Genomic DNA, 21,629 nt, shown 5'->3' on the forward strand with positions numbered 1-21,629 from the left:
CTGCGCGTGGGCGGTGCGCCTCAGCGGTCCGAGGCCCCCTCGGCGTCGAGCAGCGGGAGGTCGGCCGCAGTGACGATCCGCGAGAGGACCGCGTGCTCCACCAGGCGGGCGCGCCGGTTCGTGGCGAGCTTGCCCGCGCCGCCCCGGAGCCCCTGCACGCCCTCGCGGTCGAGCTTGTCGCACACGTTGTCGAGCTTGCGGTTGAAGGTCGTCAACGGCCAGCCGAGACGTTCGGCCGCGGCTGCGGAACTGGGGATCTGGCTCGAGCCCATCATCCCGCCGCGCAGGATCGGCTCGCACAGCGCGATGAGGAGCAGCCGCTGGCTCGAGGTCAGCGGGAGCGCACCGATCGTGGTGCCGCCGTCGGTCGTTTCGTCGCCCGCGAAGGCGTCGCGCCCGGTGAACCGTGCGGCCTCGTTGTGGATGGTGAGCTCGTACGTATAGGCACCGGCCGTGAACATCACGATCAATTCGGGGAAGACGAGCGGCACACGGGTGCCCGGGCCGAGCATCGCCTGATAGGCGCCGTCGGCCGTGGCGAGGGCGACGGAGATGGACCTGCCCGTGTTGGCGAGCCACCACAGGTCCTGCGTCCACTGCACCTCGAGGAGCCGACGGTGCAGATACGGGTTGGTGTCGACGACGAGGTCCGCGTCGCGGCCGATCGAGTACCCCCGGTCGGGGGTGGGATGGAACCATTCGCCGCAGAACTCGATCCCCAGTTCCCGCGTCGTGGTCTCGGCCGTGGTCTCCACGTCCTCCGTCATGACATTCCCCCTCCGATGGACAGTGCGATGAGCAGGGCGCCGACCGCCCCGATCAGGAGTCCGCCGACGATCAGGCCGGCGATCAGTCCCCGACCGGCCCGCCGTCTCGGCGGCGGTGCCGGGCGTCCGGTGGCGCGCGGCGGCGTCACCGGTGCGCGCGTCACCGCCGGCGCGGGATCGCCGCCGCGGGGCGCGTACACCGCGTGCGCCGCGCGGATGCCGGGAGCCGCGGCCGCGCGCGGGGTGTCGGCGCGCCCGTGCGCGATCCGCGCCTGCGCTGCGGGACGCTGGACGATCGTCTCCGTCGCCGCGGTGGCGTCGGAGGATTCCTCGGACGGGCGCACCTCGCCGGTCGATCGGCGGGTGTCGTCGCCCGACCGCCGCTCGGACAGGCGTGTCTCGTCCGGGGCACGCCGCTCGGACAGGCGTGTCTCGTCCGGGGTGCGCCGCTCGGACAGCACCGTGTCGTCCGCGTCGCGGCGACCCGCGATCCGGGTCTCGTCGGCGAGCCGTCGTGCGGACAGTCGCGTGTGCTCCTCCTCGGGCTCAGCCACGTCGCCGCCGCCGGGAGGGAACGGTCGCCGCCTCGATGGTGCCCGTGGCGGGCGTGCCGCTGGCAAGCCCGCCGGTGGTGTCGTCGAAGCGGGGGTGGATGCCGCCCCCCACCACGTCGACCACGATGGCGGTGACGTTGTCGCGTCCGCCGTGAGCCAACGCCTGGGCGATCAGCGCGCCGGTGGTCTGCAGGGGCGAGCCGCCGACGAGGAGGCCCGCCCGGATCGCCTCGTCGGAGATCTCACCCGACAGTCCGTCGGAGCAGACGAGCAGCCGCTCCCCGGTCACGACCGGCAGCAGCCAGTAGTCGGCCGGGCTGTGCACGCCGCCGACGGCGCGGGTGATGACGTTCCGCCCCTCGAAGCTCGACATCTCGTCGCGGGTGAGGCGGCCGGCATCCACCATCTCCTGCGCGACGGAATGGTCGACCGTGAGCTGCTCGAGACGCTCCGAGAGCAGGCGGTAGACGCGCGAGTCCCCGACGTTCAGCACGAGCCAGCGCTGCTCGCCGTCCTGCCGCACGGCGACGATCCCGCTCAGGGTCGACCCCGCGCCGCGCGTGGTGCCCTGGGCGATCACCCCGACCGCCCGGTGGGCGCGACGCACCGCGTCGGCGACCTCCTCGGGGGTGAGGTCGCTGCGTCCGACGAACGGGCGGAAGGCGTCGACGACCGCCGCCGCCGCCAGATCACCGGCTTCATGACCGCCCATGCCGTCCGCGACCACGAAGACGGGGAAGCTCGCCAGGTAGGCGTCCTCGTTCACTCTTCGCCGCAGTCCGGGGTCGGTGCGTGCGCCGCTGATCACCTCGAGGTGCCGGGGCGCCGGGTCGGGACGGGTGGTCATCGTGTCCCCGGGTCGAGCGAGAACTCGGCATCGCCGAGCAGGAAGCGGCCGGTCACCGGCGTCGGCACGGCGACCGGGATCTCGTCGTCCCCCTCGCCGACGACAACCCCGTTCGTCGAGGACAGGTCGGTGATCGTCCATCCCGCCGCGCTGCGCCGGAGCAGCGCGTGCGTCTTGGACACCGTCCTGGTGACGTCGTCGATCGCGACGCGCTGCGCGTCCGGGGCCTCGCCAGGGGCGATGGGATTGCGACCGAGGACCGCGTCGCCGCCGGTCAGAGGCACGGTGGTGCCGTCCGGCAGTCGCAGCGCGGGCGACGCTCGCCGGTGGGCGGCCAGGACAGTGTGCTCGTCGACGCCGTCGGCGCCGTCGACCGCGGGCGGATCAGCGAACGCCCCGACGCGGGGCGGTGCGGCCGGCGGTCCCCACGGCGCCGGGGGCGCCGGGGCAGGGACCGGAGCCGCCGAGACAGCGGCCGGAGCCGCTGAGACAGCAGGCGAGGGCGTCGAGACGGCGGCCGAGGGAGCCGGGGGAGCGAAGGACGAGGTGTCGACCGTTGCCGGTGCGACCGGGGAGGCCGCGGCGAACGGCGTCGGAGGGATGCCGGGCTTCGGCACACCGCGCCACGTCGCCGCCCCCCAGCCGACGATGCTGGCCCAGAGCGGGAGGACGAGCGTGCCGAGGGCGACGTACCCGGGGCCGAGACCGAACCCGCGGTTCAGCGGCCGCATCATCCGCACCTGCAGGATGAGGACGCCGACGCCGAACAGCGAATACAGGATGAGCGGCACAGCTGCCGCGCCGGCGAGTGCGCCGGCCGCGCTGGCGCTGCTGCCACTGAACGCGGCATCCTGTGCCGCCGCGAGGAACAGCGCACCCGTGATCGACGCGACGATCGTGACAATCACCCCGGCGGCGACCTGGACCACGGCCCACCAGCCCTTCATCCCCGCCAGTTCGAACAGCGTCCAGAGGTTCACGACGGGTGTCCAGGCCTTCCACGCCGGCTGACCGACCTTGGCGAAGACCGCGCGGAGCGCGAGCGCCGTCCACACGTAGACCCCGGCGAACAGCGCCAGCTGCAGGACCGTCAGGCCGAGGGACGCGCCGACAGCGCCGCCTCCGACGGCCGTCACCGCCGAGACCACGGCGACGGCCCCGTCCGCATCTGCCGCACCAACACCCATGTGTCCTCGTTCTCCCTCACCGTAGGTCCTGCATCGCACACCTTAGCCGCGCCCTCCGCGCGGCCGTGGCCGAGCACGTCGCAGCGATCGCAGCGACAGGCGCGCCCGCCACCGCGCCCAGAAGCCCTTCTCCGACGCGAACCGTGATCGCTCCTGCTCGACGATCTCCCAGAACCGGTCGCCCTCGTCATCCGGGAGGGGGCTCGCGTCGAACACGGCGCGGTCCGCCCACCGCGCCAGGCGTTCGCCGTCGGTGCCGGATGCGTCCTCGGCGGCCCTCGACCACAGCGCGGCGAGTTCCAGGCGCGTCGCGCTGGCAGGCGCGTCGTAGCCGTGGTCGACCGCCGTGTCGACGTACTCCTCCCAGCCCCCCGCGAACCGCTCGTCGGTGACCGGCGACCGCCGTCGACGGCGGCGGCGGATCGCCTTGGCCGCAGCGATGAGCGCCAGCGGCCCGAACAGCAGCAGGACGAGCCCCCCCGACACCCCGCCCACGCGGAGCACGGTCCACAGGACCCCCAGATCGACGCCCGACTCCGCCTCGCGATCGTCTTGCTCCGCGCCGTCGGCGGGATCGGCCTCGGCGGGCAGCACGGGTTCGGCCTGATCGCGGCGGACCTCGGTCGGATTCTCCGGATCGCGGCGTTCCTCGAGATCGGGATCGGGGAAGGCGGCCGACTGGGGCGTCACGTCCACGGACACCCAGTCGCCCGCGGCGCCTCGGACCTCGATCCACGCCGCGAGGTCGCCGCCGCGGCACACGCCGTCGTCGCAGACGGGCAGCTCCTCCGACGACGCGAGACGCGTCCCCACCACGATGCGCGCATCGAAGCCGAGGTGGTCGGCCAGCAGCATCCCGGCGACGGCGAACTGCTCATCGTCGCCGATGCCTGCGACGAGCGCCGCATCGCCGGCATCGCCCACCTCGCGCTGGCGGTCCAGCAGCTGGCGGAAGAGGTCGCCGATGCGATCGGTGGAATGGCCCGCGCGCGAGGGCTGGACGTCGACCTGACCGAGCTCCGCGGCCCAGCGCGGCGTGCGGCCTTCGGGGACCAGCAGCGTGTGACTGAGGTATCCCCGGGCGCGGAGACGGTCGATCAGGAGCGCCAATCCCTGCCCGCCGGCGGGGGCACCCTGCGCCTCGACCCACTCGCCGAGGCTGTCGGGGACGATCGAGTCGGGCAGCCCGGACCCGGTCCGCGCGGGGGTGAGCGAGCGCAGGTCCGCGTCGTCCGTGCCGTCGACGGCGGTCAGCCGGTACCGGTCGCCCGATGTGAACCCCGGGTCGGCGATCTCGACGGCGGCGCCCGTGGCCGCGTTGTGGAAGAAGCCGTCGTCGAGGTCCGCTGCGCGGGCGCCCTCGAATGCGACGGCGCGCAGCCGGCCGACCGTCGGCATCCAGATGCCGCGCCATCCGGCGATCTCGACCGTCGCCTCGACCGTCCCTCCGTCGATGCCGTCGATCCGCGACGGCACCCGCGTGTACGCGGTGGTCGGATCGCTGGGCCCCGCCTGGGGGTCCAGTGCTCGCGCGGCGCGCCCGTCGAAGAAGGACAGGGTCGCGAGCCGGATGCGGTCGACGCCGGCCGGGGCGTCGACGCGGAAGAGCTCCTCGTCGTAGGCGTCGTCGGCGAACGAGGCACGGTACTGTCCGAGCGGGCTCGGCGCGCGTTCGATCTCGAGCACCGGCGCGATCGAGGTCCGCGCGACCGCGCGCGGCCGGTCCTCGAGCGCCCACGGGGCCCAGAGGGCGGCGGCGGTCACGGCGACGGCGACCATCGCGACCGCCGACGCCGTCCGGCCGAGCAGCCCTCGCCGGACGGGACCGGTCGTGCGGACACCGGATGCCGCTGCTGCCGTCGCCAGCGCACGGCGCCGCTCGAACCGGGTGCGCCAGACCACTACGAGGAGGGCGGCGACGAGACCGGCGACGCCCACGATCGCCTCGGGCTGCACCCGGACCGGACCGAGGGGGATCGGAGCGGACAGGGTCCGGGCACCGAAGACGACGCCGACGACGGCGGGGACGAGCGACGCGGGCGCGGCGAGGGTCCACAGCCGAGCGGCTCGCCACGCGAGACTCAGCGCGGCCGTGGTCGCCGCGACGAAGACGAAGAGGACCGGAGCGAGCGTGGTCTGGTAGCTGCCGAGCGGGAGCTCGAGGGTGAGGAGGTCCTTCCACCCGGTCACGGGAGCGGTCACCACGCCGACCAGCGAGCGCAGGAGCGCATCGGTCGACCCGAACGATCCGGGGGCGGCTGCCGGCACACCCGTCACGATGTACGCGGCGAGCGCCGCCAGCGCGACCCACCACCCCGACCACCGCCACCGCGTGCCCGCTGCAGCGACCAGGTGACCCACCGCGATGCCGACGGCGGCCGTCACGACGACGGCGGTGCTGCGGTAGATCGGCCACACGGCGACGACCCCGACGGCCAGCACGAGGTCGACGAGGATCGCCTGCGTCACGATGAAACGGGCGCGTGAAGTCCGCTCCCGACCGACGCGTGCGGCGCGTCGCGACGTCGCGCTCACGACTGCGCCCCCCTGGCGAGCAGCTGGCGGAGGTCGTCGAGCAGGCCGATCGAGATCACCGTCATCGTCCCGAGGCGCCGGATGCCCGCTTCCGACGCGGGCGCGCACACGACGGCGACGACGGCGACCTCGGCACCGAAGGCGAGTGCGGCGGTCTGCAGCTCGGCGGGGGTGAGGGGTGAGCCGCACACGAGGAACGCCACGGAGACGTCGGGATGCGCCGATGCGGTGACTGCGGTGACCTCGCGCAGCGCCCCGACCCGCTCTGCGCGCTCGACGCCGGCCAGGTCGTCGAGGAGCGTCCGCGCGGACACCGTCGCGAGCTCGCGGACACTGCGGGGAGCCGCCCGGGCGAACTCGGGTGTCTCGACGCCCACGACCAGGTCGACGTCGCGACCGTCGCGGATGCCTCGCACACCGATGGATGCGGCCGCGCTGACCGCCAGCTCGAACTCGTCCTCGTCGGCGTACTCGGCGTCGCCGAGGCAGAGCCCGACCACCATGCGCGAACGCCTCGTCTCCTCGTACTGGCGGACCATCAGGTCGCCGGTCTTGGCGGTCGACTTCCAGTGGATCTGGCGGGGGGAGTCACCGGGGACGTAGGGCCGCAGCGCGTGGAACGAGAAGTCCGCGTCCACCACGGTGCGCGACGCGCTGCCCTCGAGGTCGCGGATCAGCCCGGCGGCGGTGCTGCGCAGGGCCGTGGTCACCGGATGCACGTACAGCGTGTGCGTGTCCTGCCACACGGCCTCGCGGGTGAGGATGCCGAGCGGATCGCCCCGGACGGTGCGAGCGGGGCCCACGGTCACCACACCGCGGCGCTGCGTCGGGATGACCACCGCATCGGAGAAGTCGTGTCGGGGCCGCAGCAGTGGCACGTGCACGTCGACCAGACCGTCCCCGACGGGCACGTCCACCCGTCCGGGCAGGGCGACCGACCGGCCGACGTTCGTGACGACCAGACGGCCCTCGACCGGCGTTCCGGCGACGACCCGATCGTGTTCGAGGAGCAGGGCGACGTCGTAGGAGCGCGCGCTGAACAGGAACGGGACGGCGAGGAGGATGAGTACGAGCGCTGCGGCGCCCGCGACGGCGAACTCGAGCACGCCGAGGGCAACTCCGGCCCACAGGCCGAGCGTCGCGGCGCCGAGGACCACCCATCCGGCCGCCGACACCGTCTCGGCGACCCACCCGGACGCGACGCGCACGGCGCGCCGCACCCGACGCCAGGACCGCACGCCGCGGGCCGCGAGGACGGTCGTCGATCTCGCGGTGCCGAAGGCGGTGCGCGTGTACCCGGTGTCGGACGGGGTCCGGGTCAGTCGCGGATCGGTGGAGGAGCTCACACACTCTCTCTCTGCCCGCGGCTGCGGAGCCGGTCGCCGCTGCGCGCCGCCGCGTCACCGCCGAGGTCGTCGCGCTGGCTGGGCGGGACGACGTCGAGGAGGATCTGCCCCACGACGGCCTCCGCCGTGACGCCGTCGAACTCCGCCTCGGGGTCGAGGATCAGGCGGTGTGCGAGCACCGGTCCGGCGAGCGCCTTCACGTCGTCCGGGGTGACGTAGGTGCGTCCGTGGGCGAGAGCCCACGTGCGTGCGGCCTTGGTGAGGGCCAGGGCGCCGCGGACGCTCACGCCCAGCCGGACCTCCCGAGCCAGCCGCGTGGCGTCGACGATGCGGGCGATGTAGTCGAGGACGAGCGGATGCAGGTAGCCGCCGCGCGCGATGTCGGCGAGGCTCACCACACCCTGCGGGGTGATGACCGGCTCGACGTCGCGGCGGCTCTCGCTCGACCCCTCGAGGATGCGGATGGTCGCTGCGTGGTCGGGATAGCCGAGCGAGGTCTTCATCAGGAATCGGTCGAGCTGGGCCTCGGGGAGACGGTAGGTCCCCGCCTGCTCGACGGGGTTCTGAGTCGCGACGACGAGGAACGGGAGCCCCACCGGGCGGGTGATGCCGTCGACGGTGACGTGTCCCTCCTCCATGACTTCGAGCAGCGCCGACTGGGTCTTCGGCGAGGCGCGGTTGATCTCGTCCGCCAGGACGACGTTGGCGAAGATCGGTCCCTGATGGAACTCGAACTCGCCCCGCCGCTGGTCGTACACGGTGATGCCGGTCACATCCCCCGGGAGGAGGTCCGGCGTGAACTGGATGCGGGAACTCGACCCCTGGACGGAACGCCCCATGGCGCGTGCGAGCGAGGTCTTGCCCGTGCCGGGGTAGTCCTCCAGGAGGAGGTGCCCCTCGGCGATCATCGTCGTGAACGCGAGTTCGATGACGTGACGCTTGCCGAGCACCACCTGCTCGACGTTCTCGACCAGTGTCGCGAAGGTCTCGGAGAACCAGGTGCTCTGCTCCTGGGTGATCGTCATCGTGTTCCTCTCGGATGCGGGGAGGCTGCGGTCGCCATCAGCCGACGGGGGTCTCGGTCGGCGTGGGCGTGGGTTCGGGGTCGGGTGGGGGCGGCGCGATCTGCTCGCAGTCGACGCTGACCGAGACCTCGTCGAGGCCGTCGAGTGCGCCGATCCAATCGACGGTGTACGTCACCCGCTCCGGCCCGAGGGCGCTGCTGCGGACGCTCTTCTCGACGGTCGCGACGTCCGCGCCGAATCCGGCTGGGCGCCAGTCGGGCGCCGCAGCATCGGAACGGCACGAGGGGACGTCGGCGGTCGAGACGAAGATCGGGTAGTCCGCGCTGTTCGCCGCGGGGTTGATGGGGGTGGCGTCGGAGCACCGGCCGTCGACGCCGAGGAACGTGTCGCACCACGCTGCGGTCCATCTGTCGCCGGGCTGATTCAGGCGGGGTTCGAACGCATCCTGAGGTGTCCCGTTCAGGAAGTACCGGAGCCGGGCATCCTCGAACGGCGGTCGTCCCGCGTCGGGACGTCGCGAGATGCCGTAGGTGAAACCGCTGGACTGATCGCCGCTCGGTCGCGGCTCGACCGTGTAGGTCATCTCCTGGGGAGCACCCACGCTGCCGGTGGGACGGGCGGTGATCTCCGCTGCCGCCGTCCCGAACCCCGCCGCGCCGCGGAACGTGCTCGTCGCGCACACGTGGATCGTCTTCGAGCGGAACGTCTCCGCCGGGAAGGTCCTGCTCGACTGCGTCGTGTCGGGCGTGCACTGCGCAGCCGACCGCTCGCTGTACCCGAACAGCATCTGGGTGCCCGCGCTCTGCGAGAGCACGCGCACCGTGACGGTCATCGAATCGGACGTCGTGGTCTGGGAGAGCTCGATGCGGGGTGCACCGACGCCGTGCGCCTCGAGTCGGAGTTCGCCGCCCTCGCTCGAGCCGCCGGCGATCGGGGGGAGGTCGAACTCGGTCAGCGGTGTCGCGATGAGCGTCGTCGGGTCGTTCGCGCCGATCGCGTACCCCGCGAATGTGGCGGTCCCGCCGCTGACGGACTGCGTCGCACTCCCCGCGACGCCCCCGGACAGCCGGACGCTGCCGGTCGTGTCGTCGAGTCCGGTGATCGTGACCGTCGCGACCCCGCCGTCGTTGCCGTTGGGGACGGGGTCGAAGCGAGACCCGGTCGGCTGCGCCGGCGACCGGTAGGCCCACGCCTCGGTGCGGACCGTTCCGCGCGACGCGCCGACCTCGTTCACCGCGCGCGCCTCGTAGACGCGCTTCTCGCCGACGGGCGCGTCGATCGGGCCGCACACGCCCGACGCCGCGCAGGACGCGACCTCGCGGCCGCCCGTCGTGATGCGGTACCGGTCCACGCCCGGGTAGGACCCGGCATCCGAGACGACGCGCAGCGTCACCGAGTCGGGGCCGTACGCAGTCCATTCCACGCGGGTCGGATCCGCCGGCAGCCCGCGCAGGTCCAGGGTGACCGAGCCGTTGCGATCCCCGCTCGACTGCCGTCCCTGCGCATCCTCGACCACGAACGAGCCGATGCAGCGGGCGGCGCCCTCGGCGTCGGAGGACCAGCTCGCACGGACGGCGCGCTCGCCGGCGGGGGAGAAGCGCACGCCGTCGCAGTTGCCTGCGCTTGAGGCGGCGACGACCCGCAGGGCCGTCCCCGGCAGCGGGTTCACCTCGCCCGCGGCGCCGATCACCTCGATCGTGCAGGACGTGCTGCCGTCGGACTGCGAGCAGGTCCGGGTGGCCGACCCGCCGCGCGGAAGCGTCGACGGCGACGGGCCGACGGTCAGCACGACCGCGGCCGACGGCGTCTCGGGATGGCTCGGCAGGCTCACGACGACCTGCTCCTCGCGGCCCGGACGGGCGTCGTCGGCGGCGGTGACCGTCAGCCGGTCGCCCTCGGCCACCACCTCGAACTGGTCGCCCGAGTAGTCCGCGGCGAAGCGGAGGGCGGCGTCGTCGGCGACGCCCGCCCAGCGCACCATCCGACCGAGGTCGTACGTCTGCGTCTCTCCCGGCCGGACCCCGAGCGACGCGCTGCGCAGTGTCGGCTGGGGCGTCTCCGCTTCGACCTCGACGCGGATCGCGAGGAAGGTCGCCTGCTCCTGTCCGGTGAGTCGCGCCCCGACGATGCAGGAGTCGGACCACGGCGCACCGCGTCCCGCGGAATACCGGATGCGCGTTCCGGAGACGACGCTGCAGTCCGCCTCGGCCCGTGCCCCGCCGGCTTTGACCGAGCCGGCGTCGAGCAGCAGTCGTTCCCCGTCGGGCAGCACGACGGCATCCGACAGGTCGAGGTCGACGGATGCGTTCTCGGCGACCTGCAACGGCGGCAGACCGGCACGCAGCGACAGCCGCAGATCGGCCGTCCCCGGCACGCGGAGGAATCCGTAGGACGTCACCTCCGCCCCGTCGAAGGCCGTTCCCGTCACCTCGAAGGGGATGAGCCGCGAGCGCTCGGGGAGGTCGCCGGAGATCTCCCACCCGTCGACGGTCAGATCGTCCGGCGAGCCCCACAGCGAGAGCCGGAGCGCCGAGGGGTCTCCACCGCTCCACGAGACCATGCCGCTCAGCACGTCCACGCCGCCCGGGAATCGGTCGCGGTCCTCGAGCGTGAGCACCGTGTCGCGGACGACGGGGTGATCCGGCACCGGGTCGCGGACGACCTTCACCACGACGAGCCCGATGGCGCTGTCGCCGTCGGCGTTGACGACCGTGTAGCTGTAGGAGAAGGTCCCGAGGGCGGTGCCGGCCGCGATCGTGACGGCTCCGCCCGTGTTCCGGACGATCCGTTCGGTGAGGGCGTCGAACTCCGGCGAGCCCGCGGGCGCGTTCGGAGTGATGTCCGCGACCTCGAGCGGGCTGTCGAACGGATCGAGGTCGTTGTCGGCGGGGCGGACGATGACCTCGCTGCCCTCGCCCGCCTGCACCTGGACGTAGTCGCTGAAGGTCACCGGGCTCGGGTCGCTCTGGCGGTCGATCACCCCGACCCGGACGTCGGCGCGTCCGGTCTCGCCGCGGGCGTCGCGCACCTGGTACGCGAAGCGCACCTGCCCGCTCGAGCCCTCGCGGCTCGTGTAGACGATCGATCGGCCGTCCGCCGAGATCGCGGCGGCACCCTCGGCCGGCTGCTGGGTGATGGCGTCCAGTGTGACCTCGTCGCCGTCGGGGTCGACGGCGAACGCGTCGAACGGGATCGTGACCGCCTGACCCGCGACGACCCGCCCCACGAGCGTCCGGGGGACGGGGGCGCGGTTCTCGTCGCCGGCGGTCACCGTCACGGTCACCCGGGCGGTGTCGACGACCTCGGGGAAGCCGAGACGCGAGACGGTGTAGGTGAGGGCGTACGTGCCGGCCGTGCGCGGCGCGAGGTAGCGCAGCAGCCGTCCGGACGCGAACGCCAGACCGCCCCCGGTCTCATTCACCACCGAGGAGGGGTCGATGGCGATCTGCGCGCCGGCGGGGGCGCGATCGTTCTCCAGGACGGGGATGTCGACCTGCGCACCCGCGCGCACGGTCACCGCGTCGTCGACCGCGATCGGCGGCTCGGCCGACCCCGCCGGCAACAGGATGACGGTCAGCTCGCCCGTCGCGCCGATGGCATCGTCGTCCCGACCATCGGTCAGGCGGTAGCGGACGACCCCGAGCCGGCCAGGCCCGCCGTCGTCGGTCGACCCGCTCACGCGCAGCAGGCTCTGGCCCACGAGATCGACGCTGAGCGACGCCGTCGGGTCGCTGTCGGGACGGATGTCCTCCAGCAGCAGCACCAGCCCCGCGGGGTTCGCGGCGGCGCTCGCGACGTCGATCGTGGCGTCCTCGCTCGGCCGGACGAAGGCCGTCAGCGGCGGCGTCGAGACCGTCACGTCCTGCGGGTCGCGGACGGTGACCCGGACGAGGGCGGATGCCTCGCCCACCCGGTCCCGGACCGAATACTGCACGACGTACGACCCCGCTTCGCTTGCGGTGAAGGTCAGCCCCAGTGCGGACGGGTTCGGGGTCGCGGTGGTCCGGGACGTGTCGAGCGAGACCACGGAGCTGAGCGCGGGCGGTCCCGATGCGCCCGTCACGTACGGAGCGATCGACACGTCGACCGGCTCGCCGACGACGCCCGTCACGGCGAAGGACTCGGCGCGCAGCTCCGGGGCGGGCGTGATCTCGATCGACAGCGGTTGCGTGGTCGACGCGCCGAATGCATCGGCGACGACGATCCCGATCTGGACGTCGGCGCCCTCGGTGGCGCTCGGATCGGGGTGCTGGTAGGTGAACTCGCCCTCGGGGGAGGTCGTCGCGCTCCCGACGGCGGGTGGGGCCTCGATGCCCGAGAGGTACAGCGGATCGCCGTCGGGGTCGACCCAGCCCTTCAGCAGGTCCGCGGTGACGGTGCCGCCGGGCGCCACCGACAGCGAGGGCCAGGTCTCGAGGCATCCGTCGACACCGCACCACACCGGCGCCGTGTTCTCGTCCTCCGGCACGACTCGCAGGGTGACCGTGGCGGTCTCGGAGAAGAGCCCGCCGTCGGCGGTGCCGTCCGTGACGCGGTAGCGGAAGGTCGTGGACCCGGTCGCGTCGGGCGCGACGGTCACGGCGACCTGCTGCTCCGCACCGGTGATCGACGCCGTGCCGAATGCGGGGTCGAGACCCTCGAGAGACGCCGGGTCGATGCTGAGGACGTCTTCGTTGGGATCGTGGTCGTTGAGGAGCACGGGCAGGAGCGCGACCGACCCGGCGCGCACCCCGAAGGCGTCGTCGACGGCGACGGGGGGCTTCGGGTCCAGGACCCGCTCGGAGGTCTCCTCGCTCTCCTGTTCCGCCTCGGTGGTGTCCTCGATCCGCCACTGCTGCGACGAGGGGACGAGGGTCCCCGACGGCACCTCCCACACCCACCCCGAGCTGCGGTCGTTGAGCGCCGTGCGCGAGCCGTTGCCGATGAACACCGGGTCCGCGCTGTCGCCGATGTCCGCACCGGCGTAGTCGAGCTCCACGCGGTCGCCCGGACGGCCACTGGACCACAGGGTGCCGCCGGAGGAACCGTCCCGGAGCCACGCCGCGTGGACGTCGGTTCCGGCAGGCACCGGCGCTGCGGGGATGCCGAGGGCCGGGTCGTCGAGCACGCGCTCCGCCGGTCCCGACTCGAGCGGCACGCGGGTGAGGCCCGTCGGATCGGCGATGTAGGCATCCGTCCCCGCGGTCGCCGCGCGCTGCAGGGTCGGCGCCGAGACGGGATCCGTGGTGATGAGGTCGTCGCGCCCCCGCACGGCGACCTCGCCCGTCGCGACGTCGTACAGCACCCACGTCCCGGACACGGCGGTCAGCTGGGCGTCCGCGGGGGAGATGGGGGTGTCGTCCTGGCCGAGGATGCGGCCGGTCGCGGCGTCGGCACGCACGACGACGCTCTCCGCCGCCGAGTACGCGTAGACGATGCCCTCAGCGTCCACGGCGACGGCGGATGCCGCGAACCTCGGCGCGTCGGCGTCGCGCTCCACCCCCGCGTAGGGATCGATCGGTGCAGCGGCACCGCCGCCGGAGAGGGTCGCGCCGAAGACGCCGCCGCCCTCCGTCCGGTAGACGATCGCGTCCCCCGCGGAGAGGATCTCGATCGTGCCGGGCGGGGTCGGGGTGAAGAGGTCGTCCGCTTCGGAGGTGAGGTCCGCGGGAGCGGCGAGGTCCACGTCGGAGAACGAGGACCCGCCGTCGCTGTAGACGAAGAGCCGGTCGGCGGTCTGCGCCAGCTGCGTGCCGTTCTCCACCTGCTTGACGGTGTCGACCTCGCCCAGATCGAGATTGACGCGGGCGTAGCCGCTTCCGGCGCCGTTCTGCAGCGCCCACACCGTCGGGTCGTCGAGGGGGGTCTGCTGCGCGTCGTACCCGGGCCAGACGACGGCGAGGGTCACGGCGACCGCGGCGATCGTCGTCGCGGCCGCGGCGCCGATCCACGTCGATCGGCGCACGCGGGGTCGCTCCTGCCCGCTGGGCGCCATTCAGCCCGCCCCGCCCAGGAGCAGGATCGCGGCGAGGGTGCCGCCGCCGGCGACGACGAGCGCGCCGACACTCAGCGCGACGATCATCGCGACCGGCGGGCGTCGTCGCGGTTCGGCGCCCGCCAGGATGGTGCCCTCATCCGGGCGTCGCGCGACGCTCACGCGCTGGCGTGCCGGCCGGCGCGTCTCGTAGGCGACGGCGGATCGCACGGGCCCCCGTGCCCTGTCGTCGTCGAAATCCACGGGCGAACCCGCCGAGGCCCATTCGTCGACGGCGACCTCCAGCGGCGTGTGGGGCAGACCCAGGCGGTGCTGGATCACCTGCAGGTCGTGCGCGAAGGCGGCCGCCGACGTGTGGCGTGCAGCCGGATCGCGGCTGAGCGCGCGGGCGAGGACCGCGTCGAGCTCGGCCGGCACGTCGCCGCGCCCGACCGGCGTGTAGACCGCTTTGCGGATGCGAGCCTTCAGCTGGTCGCGGGTGTTCTGCCCCCGACCCGACCGCTCGAAGGGACTCCGTCCGGCCAGCAGCGAGTAGACGGTCGCCCCCAGGCTCCACACCTCGGCGGCCACCGACCCGGACACCCGCTCGTCGACCACCTCGGGCGCCGACCACGGCACCGACATCGCGAAGACCTCCTCCGCGCCCGGGCGGCTCTCGACCGCGGCCGCGATGCCGAAGTCGGACAGGACAGGCGATCCGAAGGCGGTGACGAGGATGTTGGAGGGCTTGATGTCGCGGTGGAGGAGCCCCGCCCGGTGGGCGGTCTCGAGGGCCGATCCGATCTTGACGCCGAGCTGGAGGACTTCGGCGACGGGGATCTCCTCGCGCCGGTAACGGTGCGTCAGGGACGTCGGACAGTACTCCATGACGAGGTACGGCCTGCCGTCGGACGAGATGGACGCCTCGTGGATCGTGAGGATGGACGGGTGGGCGCTCAACCGCGCCATCACATCCGCCTCGGCGTTGAACATGCGCAGCACGTTGTCGTCGACGACGTCCTCGAGCAGCACCTTGACGGCGACCGGTCGCCGGGGGAGGTTCTGCTCGAAGAGGAAGACGTCGGCGAAGCCGCCGGCGCCGAGCGGTCGCACGTAGGTGAATCCGGAGAGCCCGGGGGGCGTGGAGGGGAGCCTGCTGGACACGCCGTCGCTCACCCCACCGTCATCGCCGCGGGCGCGCCGCGCAGCCCGTCGTCACCTTCGTGAAGGTTTTCTAACATACGCCCCGTAGTGAGGGAACACCGGCTCCCCACGGTCACGGCTGGACGTCGAAGAGCACCGTGACGCCGTCACCCAGATCGAGCTCGGTGCCGCGGACGACTCGGGATGCGGCGCCGCCCCGCAGCAGCGCGGCCGCGCCGGTCGGCGGGCGGACGATCGTGCCGTTGGTCGAATCGAGGTCGCGGACGATGAGCGTCTCGCCGTCGAGGGTGGCCTCGAGGTGCGTGCCCGAGACCTCCTTGCGGGGGGAGGGGACGCGCTCGATCCGCGCGCCGGTGTGACGGCCCGGGCGCGGCGCCCGGCCGAGGACCACGGGTCGGTCGAGCGGCACGACGCCGCCGCCGCTGAGGATCAGCACCATTGCGGCCGCCCGGGCGGGTGCCGGCGCCGCCGCCCGCGACCCGAGCAGGGTGCGGTCGTCGGGTGCGTCGCGGAGGAAGTCCGGAAGGTCGTCCTCCTCGTCGAGCGGTCGGGCGAACAGACTGCGGTCGATCGAGATCGTCTGCAGCACGTCGGGCTCCTCACCGCGCAGCGGCGGCGCGGGCGGGGTCGTGGGCAGCACGATCGCCTCGGTGAGGGGTTCGACCACGCCGGGCGCCGCAGGGTCCTCCGCGTGCCCGGCGGCGAAGGGTCGGCCCCACGACAGCTCGTCTGCGCGCGCGACGCCCAGGCCGAGCGGCAGGAGATCGTGGCCCGCGGGTGCGCCCGCGAGCGCCAAGCGGATGCCGTCGGCCCCCGCGACGGCCGTCTCGACCCACGTGCGGGCATCCGCTCCGACGATCCGCGCGTGCGCGGACGTCTCGACGACCGCCGAGCCGCGGACGGCGACGCGCAGGGGTTCCGGACCGGACTCGGGGAACTCGGCGACGGCGAAGTCGGGCAGGGAGTGGATGCCGCCGGCGACGAGGACGCTCAGCACGTCCTCGAGGACGGCGGTCTCGGCCGCGGCCGCGTTCCACAGGCGTGCCACGACGCCGTCGCCGACGTGCGCGGCGACCAGGATGGCGAACCGGTCACCGGCGATCGCGTACCCGGCCTCCCGGGGGACGGAGGGCGTGGGGTAACGGAACACGGTCACAGCCTACTGAGCGGCGGTGCGGCGCTCCGTCGCGGCGCGCGTGCCGTCAGACCCAACCGGGCAGCCAGTTGTGGATCCAGTAGAACTCCCACGGCACCCGCATCGCCGACCAGAGCGGGTACCAGAACACCGAGACGAGGGCGACGGCGACGAGCACGACGCCCACGGTGCGCCTCCCGGCCGCACGACGTGCCGCCGGGGCGTGCGGCGGCCCGGCGACGTCCCGCAGCGCGAAGGCCACCGCGAGGAGGAGGAAGGGGAGGATCAGCACCGTGTAGAACTGGAAGATCGTCCGCTCGGGGTAGAAGAGCCAGGGCAGATAGGTCGCGGCGACCCCGACGAGCACGACCGCGAAGCGCCAGTCGTGCGTCCTGACCCAGCGGTACAGCAGCCACAGCGTCGCGAGGACGCCGCCCCACCAGACGAGCGGATTCGGCTGGCTGTAGAGGATCTCGATGCACCCTCGGGCACTCGCGCAGCCGTCGACGCCGTCGGGGGTGTTCTGCGAGTACATGGCCGTCGGGCGCAGCAGGAGCGGCCACTGCCACGCGGGGCTCGCGTAGGGGTGCTCCGAGGTGATGTCGGCGGTCGCGGTGTAGATCGTCTGGTGGTATCGCCAGAGGTTCTGCAGCGCCAGCGGGACCCATCCCCAGACCCCGCGGGCAGGCGACGCGTCCACGCTGTGCCGCTCGTACCCGCCGTCGGTGGTGAGCCAGCCGATCCAGGTCGCGACGTAGACGAGCACGGCGACCGGGACGAGCAGCACGAACGCGACCGCGCCCTGGCGGACGGCATCCAACGGCCAGAAGCCGATCCCGAGCCGGCGTCGTGCGAGGGCGTCGCTGACCACGGCGTACAGGCCGAGGGCGGCGAGGACCCACGCACCCGACCATTTCACGCCACACGCCGCACCGCCGGCGATCCCCGCGGCGATCAGCCAGGGGCGGTTCCACAGCACCGGGCCCCACCACATCGCGCGACCCGCGGCATCCCGTGCCCGCGTCGCGGCGGCGAGCGCGTCGAGATGCCGACGCCGGTCGAGGAGGACGAAGAGCACGGCCAGCAGCACGAAGAGCGTGAGGAGGATGTCGAGGATCGCGACGCGGCTCATGACGATCGCGAGCCCGTCGATCGCGAAGAGGCCGGAAGCGATCGTGGCGAACACGATCGACCGCGAGAGCTGCCAGGCGATGAGATAGAGCACGAGGACCGCGAGCGTGCCGGCGAGGGCGACCGCGACGCGCCAGCCGACGCTCGACTGCGCGCCGAACAGCGCCATCCCGGCGCCGATCAGATACTTCCCGAGCGGAGGGTGGACGGCGAAGCTCGCGTCCGTCGTGAAGATGTCGGTCTCACCGGCCGCGAACCGCTCGTCGGCCCCCTCGGGCCAGGTGGCGGCGTAGCCGAGGCTCCACTGACTCCACGCGTCCTTCACGTAGTAGGTCTCGTCGAAGACGATGGCGTGGGGGTGACCGAGGTTCCAGAACCGCAGGATGCCGGCCAGCAGCGTGACGGCGATCGGCGCGATCCACGACCATCGCCGGTGCAGCGCCGGTTCGGCGGCGAGGCGGTCCCGCCAGGCGTCGAGCCGGCCGCCACGGGACCCCGCCGACGGCAGCGGTCGCAGGGCCTGGCTCACGGCGACCAGCCTATGCTGGGGCGGTGCTGATCCTCGCCGCGACCCCGATCGGAAACCTCGGCGACGCGTCGGATCGCCTGCGGACCGCGCTCGAGGAGGCGACGGTGGTCGCAGCCGAGGACACCCGGACGACGCAGCGGCTGCTGCAGGCGCTGAAGATCGCGAATCGGCCGCGCCTGATCGCGCTCCACGACCACAACGAGAAGCAGCGGGCCGCGGAGCTCGTGGCTCTCGCGGCCGAGGACGACGTGCTGCTGCTGAGCGACGCGGGGATGCCGACGGTCAGCGACCCGGGCTACGCCGTCGTCGCCGAGGCGGCGGCGCGGGGCGTGGACGTCACCGCCCTCCCTGGACCGAGCGCCGTGATCACCGCGCTCGCGCTCGCAGGGCTCCCCACCGACCGGTTCACCTTCGAGGGGTTCGCGCCGCGGAAGGCGGGGGAGCGACGCACCGTCTTCGGCGCACTCGCCTCGGAGCCGCGGACGATGGTGTTCTTCGAGGCGCCGTCGCGGCTGTCCGACACCCTCGTCGCCATGGCGGAGGCGTTCGGCGAGGATCGACGTGCCGCCGTCTGCCGCGAGCTCACCAAGCTCCACGAAGAGGTCGCCCGGGGGTCGCTCGCCGAGCTCGTCGCCTGGGTGTCGGCGGGAGTGCGCGGCGAGATCGTCGTCGTCGTGGAGGGTGCGCCGGTTCGAGCGGTGAGCGCCGACGACGCCCTCGCGCAGGTGCTGCGCCTCGTCGCGGGCGGGATGCGACTGAAGGATGCCGCGGGCGAGGTCTCGCGCGAGACGGGACTCGCCTCGCGCGATCTGTACCGCGCCGCCGTCGCCGCCCGGGGATGACCGCCTGGGTGTGATCACCAGGGGAAGGCGTCCGCCCGGGGCGCGGCCCCGGGCGGCATCCGACATCAGCCCTTGACGGAACCGGCGGTCAGGCCGCCGACGATGTACCGCTGCAGCGACAGGAACAGTGCGAGCACGGGCACCGAGGCGAGGATCGCGCCGGCCGCGAACAGGCCCCAGTTGCTGGCGAGCTGGTTCGATACCCACTGGAACATGCCCACCGCGAGGGTCCAGTTGTCCTCCGAGACGAGCACGATCTTCGCGATGATGTAGTCGCCGAAGGCGGCGATGAAGGCCAGGAGCCCCACGACGGCGAGGATCGGCGTGACCAGCGGCATGATGAGGCGCCAGAAGATCTGGGCGTGCGTCGCGCCGTCGATCTTCGCCGACTCGTCGATCTCCATCGGGATCGTGTTGAAGAACCCGTACATGAGGAACGTGTTCACCCCGAGCGCGCCGCCGAGGTAGACGCAGATCAGGGCGATCTTGGAGTTCAGCCCGAGGACGGGGAAGACCTCGCCGAGGGTCAGGAGCATGAGGAAGATCGCGACGAACGCGAGCGCCTGCGGGAACATCTGGACGATGAGCAGCGCGGTGAGGCTGATGCGGCGCCCCGTGAAGCGGAACCGCGAGAACGCGTACGCGGCGGCCGCGCCCATGATGACGGCGCCCAGCGCCGAGGCGCCGCCGACGAGGAGCGTGTTGCCGTACCACGCCCAGTAACTCGTGCTGCTGAGGGCGGCGTAGTTCCCGACGTCGACGACGGAGAACAGGGCGTTCGCCGCCGAGAGCGTGCCGTTCGGGTTGAAGGAGGCCGAGAGGACGTACACGAGCGGGAACATCGCGTAGAAGAGGATGCCGGCGGCGACCAGGTACTTCCAGCCGACCTCGAGCACCCAGCGTCGCCGCTGCGCGGGGCGCAGGGGCGCGGCCGTGGTGGCGCGCCCGCGGGGGCGCTGCGTTCCGGTCGTGATCGTCGCGGTGGTGGGAGCGGACATCACTGGTACTCCTCGAGCTTCTTGGTCTGACGGAACGCGAGCGCGGAGATGACGCCCACGACGATGAACACGAGGATCGACAGCGCGCTCGCGAGGCCGTAGTCGGCCGCGCCGCCCGAGACCCCGGAGATGTCGTAGATCGCCGAGATGAGGATGTCGGTGTACCCGAGCGCGTAGGGCGCGCCGGGGATCGACGGACCGCCGTTGTTGAACATGTAGATGATCGTGAAGTTGTTGAAGCTGAACGCGAAGGACGAGATCAGCAGCGGCGCCGTCGACACGAGGACCAGCGGCAGGATGATCGCCCGCAGCTGACGGAATCGGCCGGCGCCGTCGATCGAGGCCGCTTCGAGGGCGTCCTGCGGGAGCGCCTGCAGCGCACCCGTGCACACGAGGAAGTAATAGGGGTAGGTCAGCCACACGTTGACGAACAGCACCGCGCCGCGGGCGAGCCACGGGTCGCCGAGCCAGTCGATGTTCGCGCCGCCGAAGAAGAACTCGTTGATGACCCCGAACTCGGCGTTGAACATGCCGCGGAACAGCAGCGCCGACATGAATGCCGGGAAGGCGTACGGGAGGATGAACAGCGTCCGCAGCACCTTGCGGCCACGGACCCGTGGATCGTTGAAGATGAGCGCGAAGACGAGGCCCATCGCGAACGGGATGAGCACCGAGAGGATCGCCCACACGAACGTCCATCCCGAGACGAGCAGCAGGGGCTGCACGATGTCGGGGTTCGTGAACAGCTGCACGAAGTTGTCGAAGCCGACGTTCACGACCCATCCGGTCGGGAGCGCGGTGCCGTCCTCGGCGACGAAGTTGCCGGTGGGGCTCGCGCTGTAGACGAGGCCGGTCGCGCTGTCGGTGATCGTCTGCGCCTGCGCATCCCACGTCATCGTGGAGAGGTAGACCGAGCCGCTGGACCCGTCGCGCGTGCGGATGGAGCCGTCGTTCGGGTCGTCGGAGACCGGGACCCGCAGGTCGACGACCGCCTGCTGGGTGGCCTGGTCGCCGATGATGTCGTTGCGGGGCACCACGGTGAACCCGGGCACCTCGGTGGCGGCGCCGGATGCCGGCGCGGCCCCGACGACGCTGAGCGGCTCGTCCGCGGTGCCGGCGAGGAGCTCGCCGTCCTGCACCACCGCGAAGCCGAGTTCGCCGCCGCGCTCGACGACGGTCAGGGGGAGGGTCGGCGCGCCCTCGACGCGGCGTTCGCCCTGCGCCAGTGCAGCGGCGACCGCCTGGTCCTGCGAGCCGACGTGGCCCGCGCCGTAGTTCGTGAAGGCGATGTAGCCCGTGTAGAGGAAGATGAAGACCTGGAACACCAGCAGGAACGACAGTCCCGGCAACAGGTACTTCAGGGGGAGCGCGCGCTTGGTGAAGTAGATCACGTCGGCTGCGATCAGCAGCGCGAGCGCGATGGCGAACACGAGCCACGACTGGGCCTGGAAGGCCGCGACGATGCCCATGAGGCCGAGCGCGTTGACGACGCCCATGATGAGCAGCTTGACCAGGAATCCCCAGCCGAGGCCCGACCAGCGGCGGGCGTGGGGTTCGGCCGGCGGCGGTGCCTGCTCCGGCGCGACGGTGCTCTCGAGAGCCGTCATGTCATCTCC

At 72.7% G+C, this 21,629-nt stretch carries 14 protein-coding genes; 1 reads left to right on the forward strand and 13 read right to left on the reverse strand.

The features are described from left to right. Window positions 1-20 precede the first annotated feature (20 nt). From KZX17_RS09910 to KZX17_RS09960, 11 genes are all read right to left on the reverse strand, one after another. Complete coding sequence (locus KZX17_RS09910; protein ID WP_248172667.1) at window positions 21-767, reverse strand: hypothetical protein; 747 nt, start codon at window positions 765-767, stop codon at window positions 21-23. Next, window positions 764-1,321, reverse strand: coding sequence for a hypothetical protein (locus KZX17_RS09915; protein WP_248172670.1), 558 nt, complete (start codon window positions 1,319-1,321; stop codon window positions 764-766). The genes KZX17_RS09910 and KZX17_RS09915 overlap by 4 nt, the downstream gene beginning before the upstream one ends. Then, window positions 1,314-2,168, reverse strand: a complete 855-nt coding sequence (locus KZX17_RS09920) for a PP2C family serine/threonine-protein phosphatase (RefSeq protein ID WP_248172674.1) — start codon at window positions 2,166-2,168, stop codon at window positions 1,314-1,316. The genes KZX17_RS09915 and KZX17_RS09920 overlap by 8 nt, the downstream gene beginning before the upstream one ends. Further along, the gene (locus tag KZX17_RS09925) at window positions 2,165-3,355 is read right to left on the reverse strand and encodes an FHA domain-containing protein (RefSeq protein WP_248172690.1); all 1,191 of its coding nucleotides are present in this window, start codon (window positions 3,353-3,355) and stop codon (window positions 2,165-2,167) included. Before KZX17_RS09925 ends, KZX17_RS09920 begins: the two co-directional genes overlap by 4 nt. A 42-nt stretch (window positions 3,356-3,397) precedes the next feature. Next, complete coding sequence (locus KZX17_RS15200) at window positions 3,398-5,890, reverse strand: transglutaminase-like domain-containing protein (RefSeq protein ID WP_248172693.1); 2,493 nt, start codon at window positions 5,888-5,890, stop codon at window positions 3,398-3,400. Continuing rightward, the gene (locus KZX17_RS09935; RefSeq protein ID WP_248172696.1) at window positions 5,887-7,236 is read right to left on the reverse strand and encodes a DUF58 domain-containing protein; all 1,350 of its coding nucleotides are present in this window, start codon (window positions 7,234-7,236) and stop codon (window positions 5,887-5,889) included. Before KZX17_RS09935 ends, KZX17_RS15200 begins: the two co-directional genes overlap by 4 nt. Next, window positions 7,233-8,261, reverse strand: coding sequence for a MoxR family ATPase (locus KZX17_RS09940; protein ID WP_248172699.1), 1,029 nt, complete (start codon window positions 8,259-8,261; stop codon window positions 7,233-7,235). The genes KZX17_RS09935 and KZX17_RS09940 overlap by 4 nt, the downstream gene beginning before the upstream one ends. 37 nt (window positions 8,262-8,298) lie before the next feature. Continuing rightward, window positions 8,299-14,205: an Ig-like domain-containing protein gene (locus KZX17_RS09945; RefSeq protein ID WP_248172714.1), complete on the reverse strand. Its 5,907-nt coding sequence runs from the start codon at window positions 14,203-14,205 to the stop codon at window positions 8,299-8,301. 30 nt (window positions 14,206-14,235) lie between these two features. Continuing rightward, window positions 14,236-15,390 carry a serine/threonine-protein kinase gene (locus tag KZX17_RS09950; protein WP_248172717.1) on the reverse strand — a complete coding sequence of 385 codons (1,155 nt, stop codon included), beginning with the start codon at window positions 15,388-15,390 and terminating at the stop codon, window positions 14,236-14,238. 100 nt (window positions 15,391-15,490) lie between these two features. Then, window positions 15,491-16,528, reverse strand: coding sequence for an FHA domain-containing protein (locus tag KZX17_RS09955; RefSeq protein ID WP_248172720.1), 1,038 nt, complete (start codon window positions 16,526-16,528; stop codon window positions 15,491-15,493). A 52-nt stretch (window positions 16,529-16,580) separates the two neighbouring features. Continuing rightward, entirely contained in the window at window positions 16,581-18,173 is a 1,593-nt protein-coding gene (locus KZX17_RS09960; protein WP_248172730.1) for a phospholipid carrier-dependent glycosyltransferase, read from the reverse strand. Between the two features lie 23 nt (window positions 18,174-18,196). On the opposite strand from KZX17_RS09960, the gene rsmI reads away from it, so the two are divergent. Continuing rightward, a complete protein-coding gene (rsmI, locus tag KZX17_RS09965) occupies window positions 18,197-19,015 on the forward strand; it encodes a 16S rRNA (cytidine(1402)-2'-O)-methyltransferase (protein ID WP_248172733.1) in 819 nt (272 codons plus the stop codon). A gap of 65 nt (window positions 19,016-19,080) precedes the next feature. Here rsmI and KZX17_RS09970 read toward each other — a convergent pair whose 3' ends face one another. Then, on the reverse strand, window positions 19,081-20,013 hold the full coding sequence (locus KZX17_RS09970; RefSeq protein WP_248172736.1) for a sugar ABC transporter permease: 933 nt from the start codon (window positions 20,011-20,013) through the stop codon (window positions 19,081-19,083). Continuing rightward, a complete protein-coding gene (locus KZX17_RS09975; protein ID WP_248172739.1) occupies window positions 20,013-21,620 on the reverse strand; it encodes an ABC transporter permease subunit in 1,608 nt (535 codons plus the stop codon). The genes KZX17_RS09970 and KZX17_RS09975 overlap by 1 nt, the downstream gene beginning before the upstream one ends. Between the last annotated feature and the right edge of the window lie 9 nt (window positions 21,621-21,629).

Source organism: Microbacterium sp. EYE_78, from assembly GCF_023149035.1.
GTDB lineage: Bacteria > Actinomycetota > Actinomycetes > Actinomycetales > Microbacteriaceae > Microbacterium.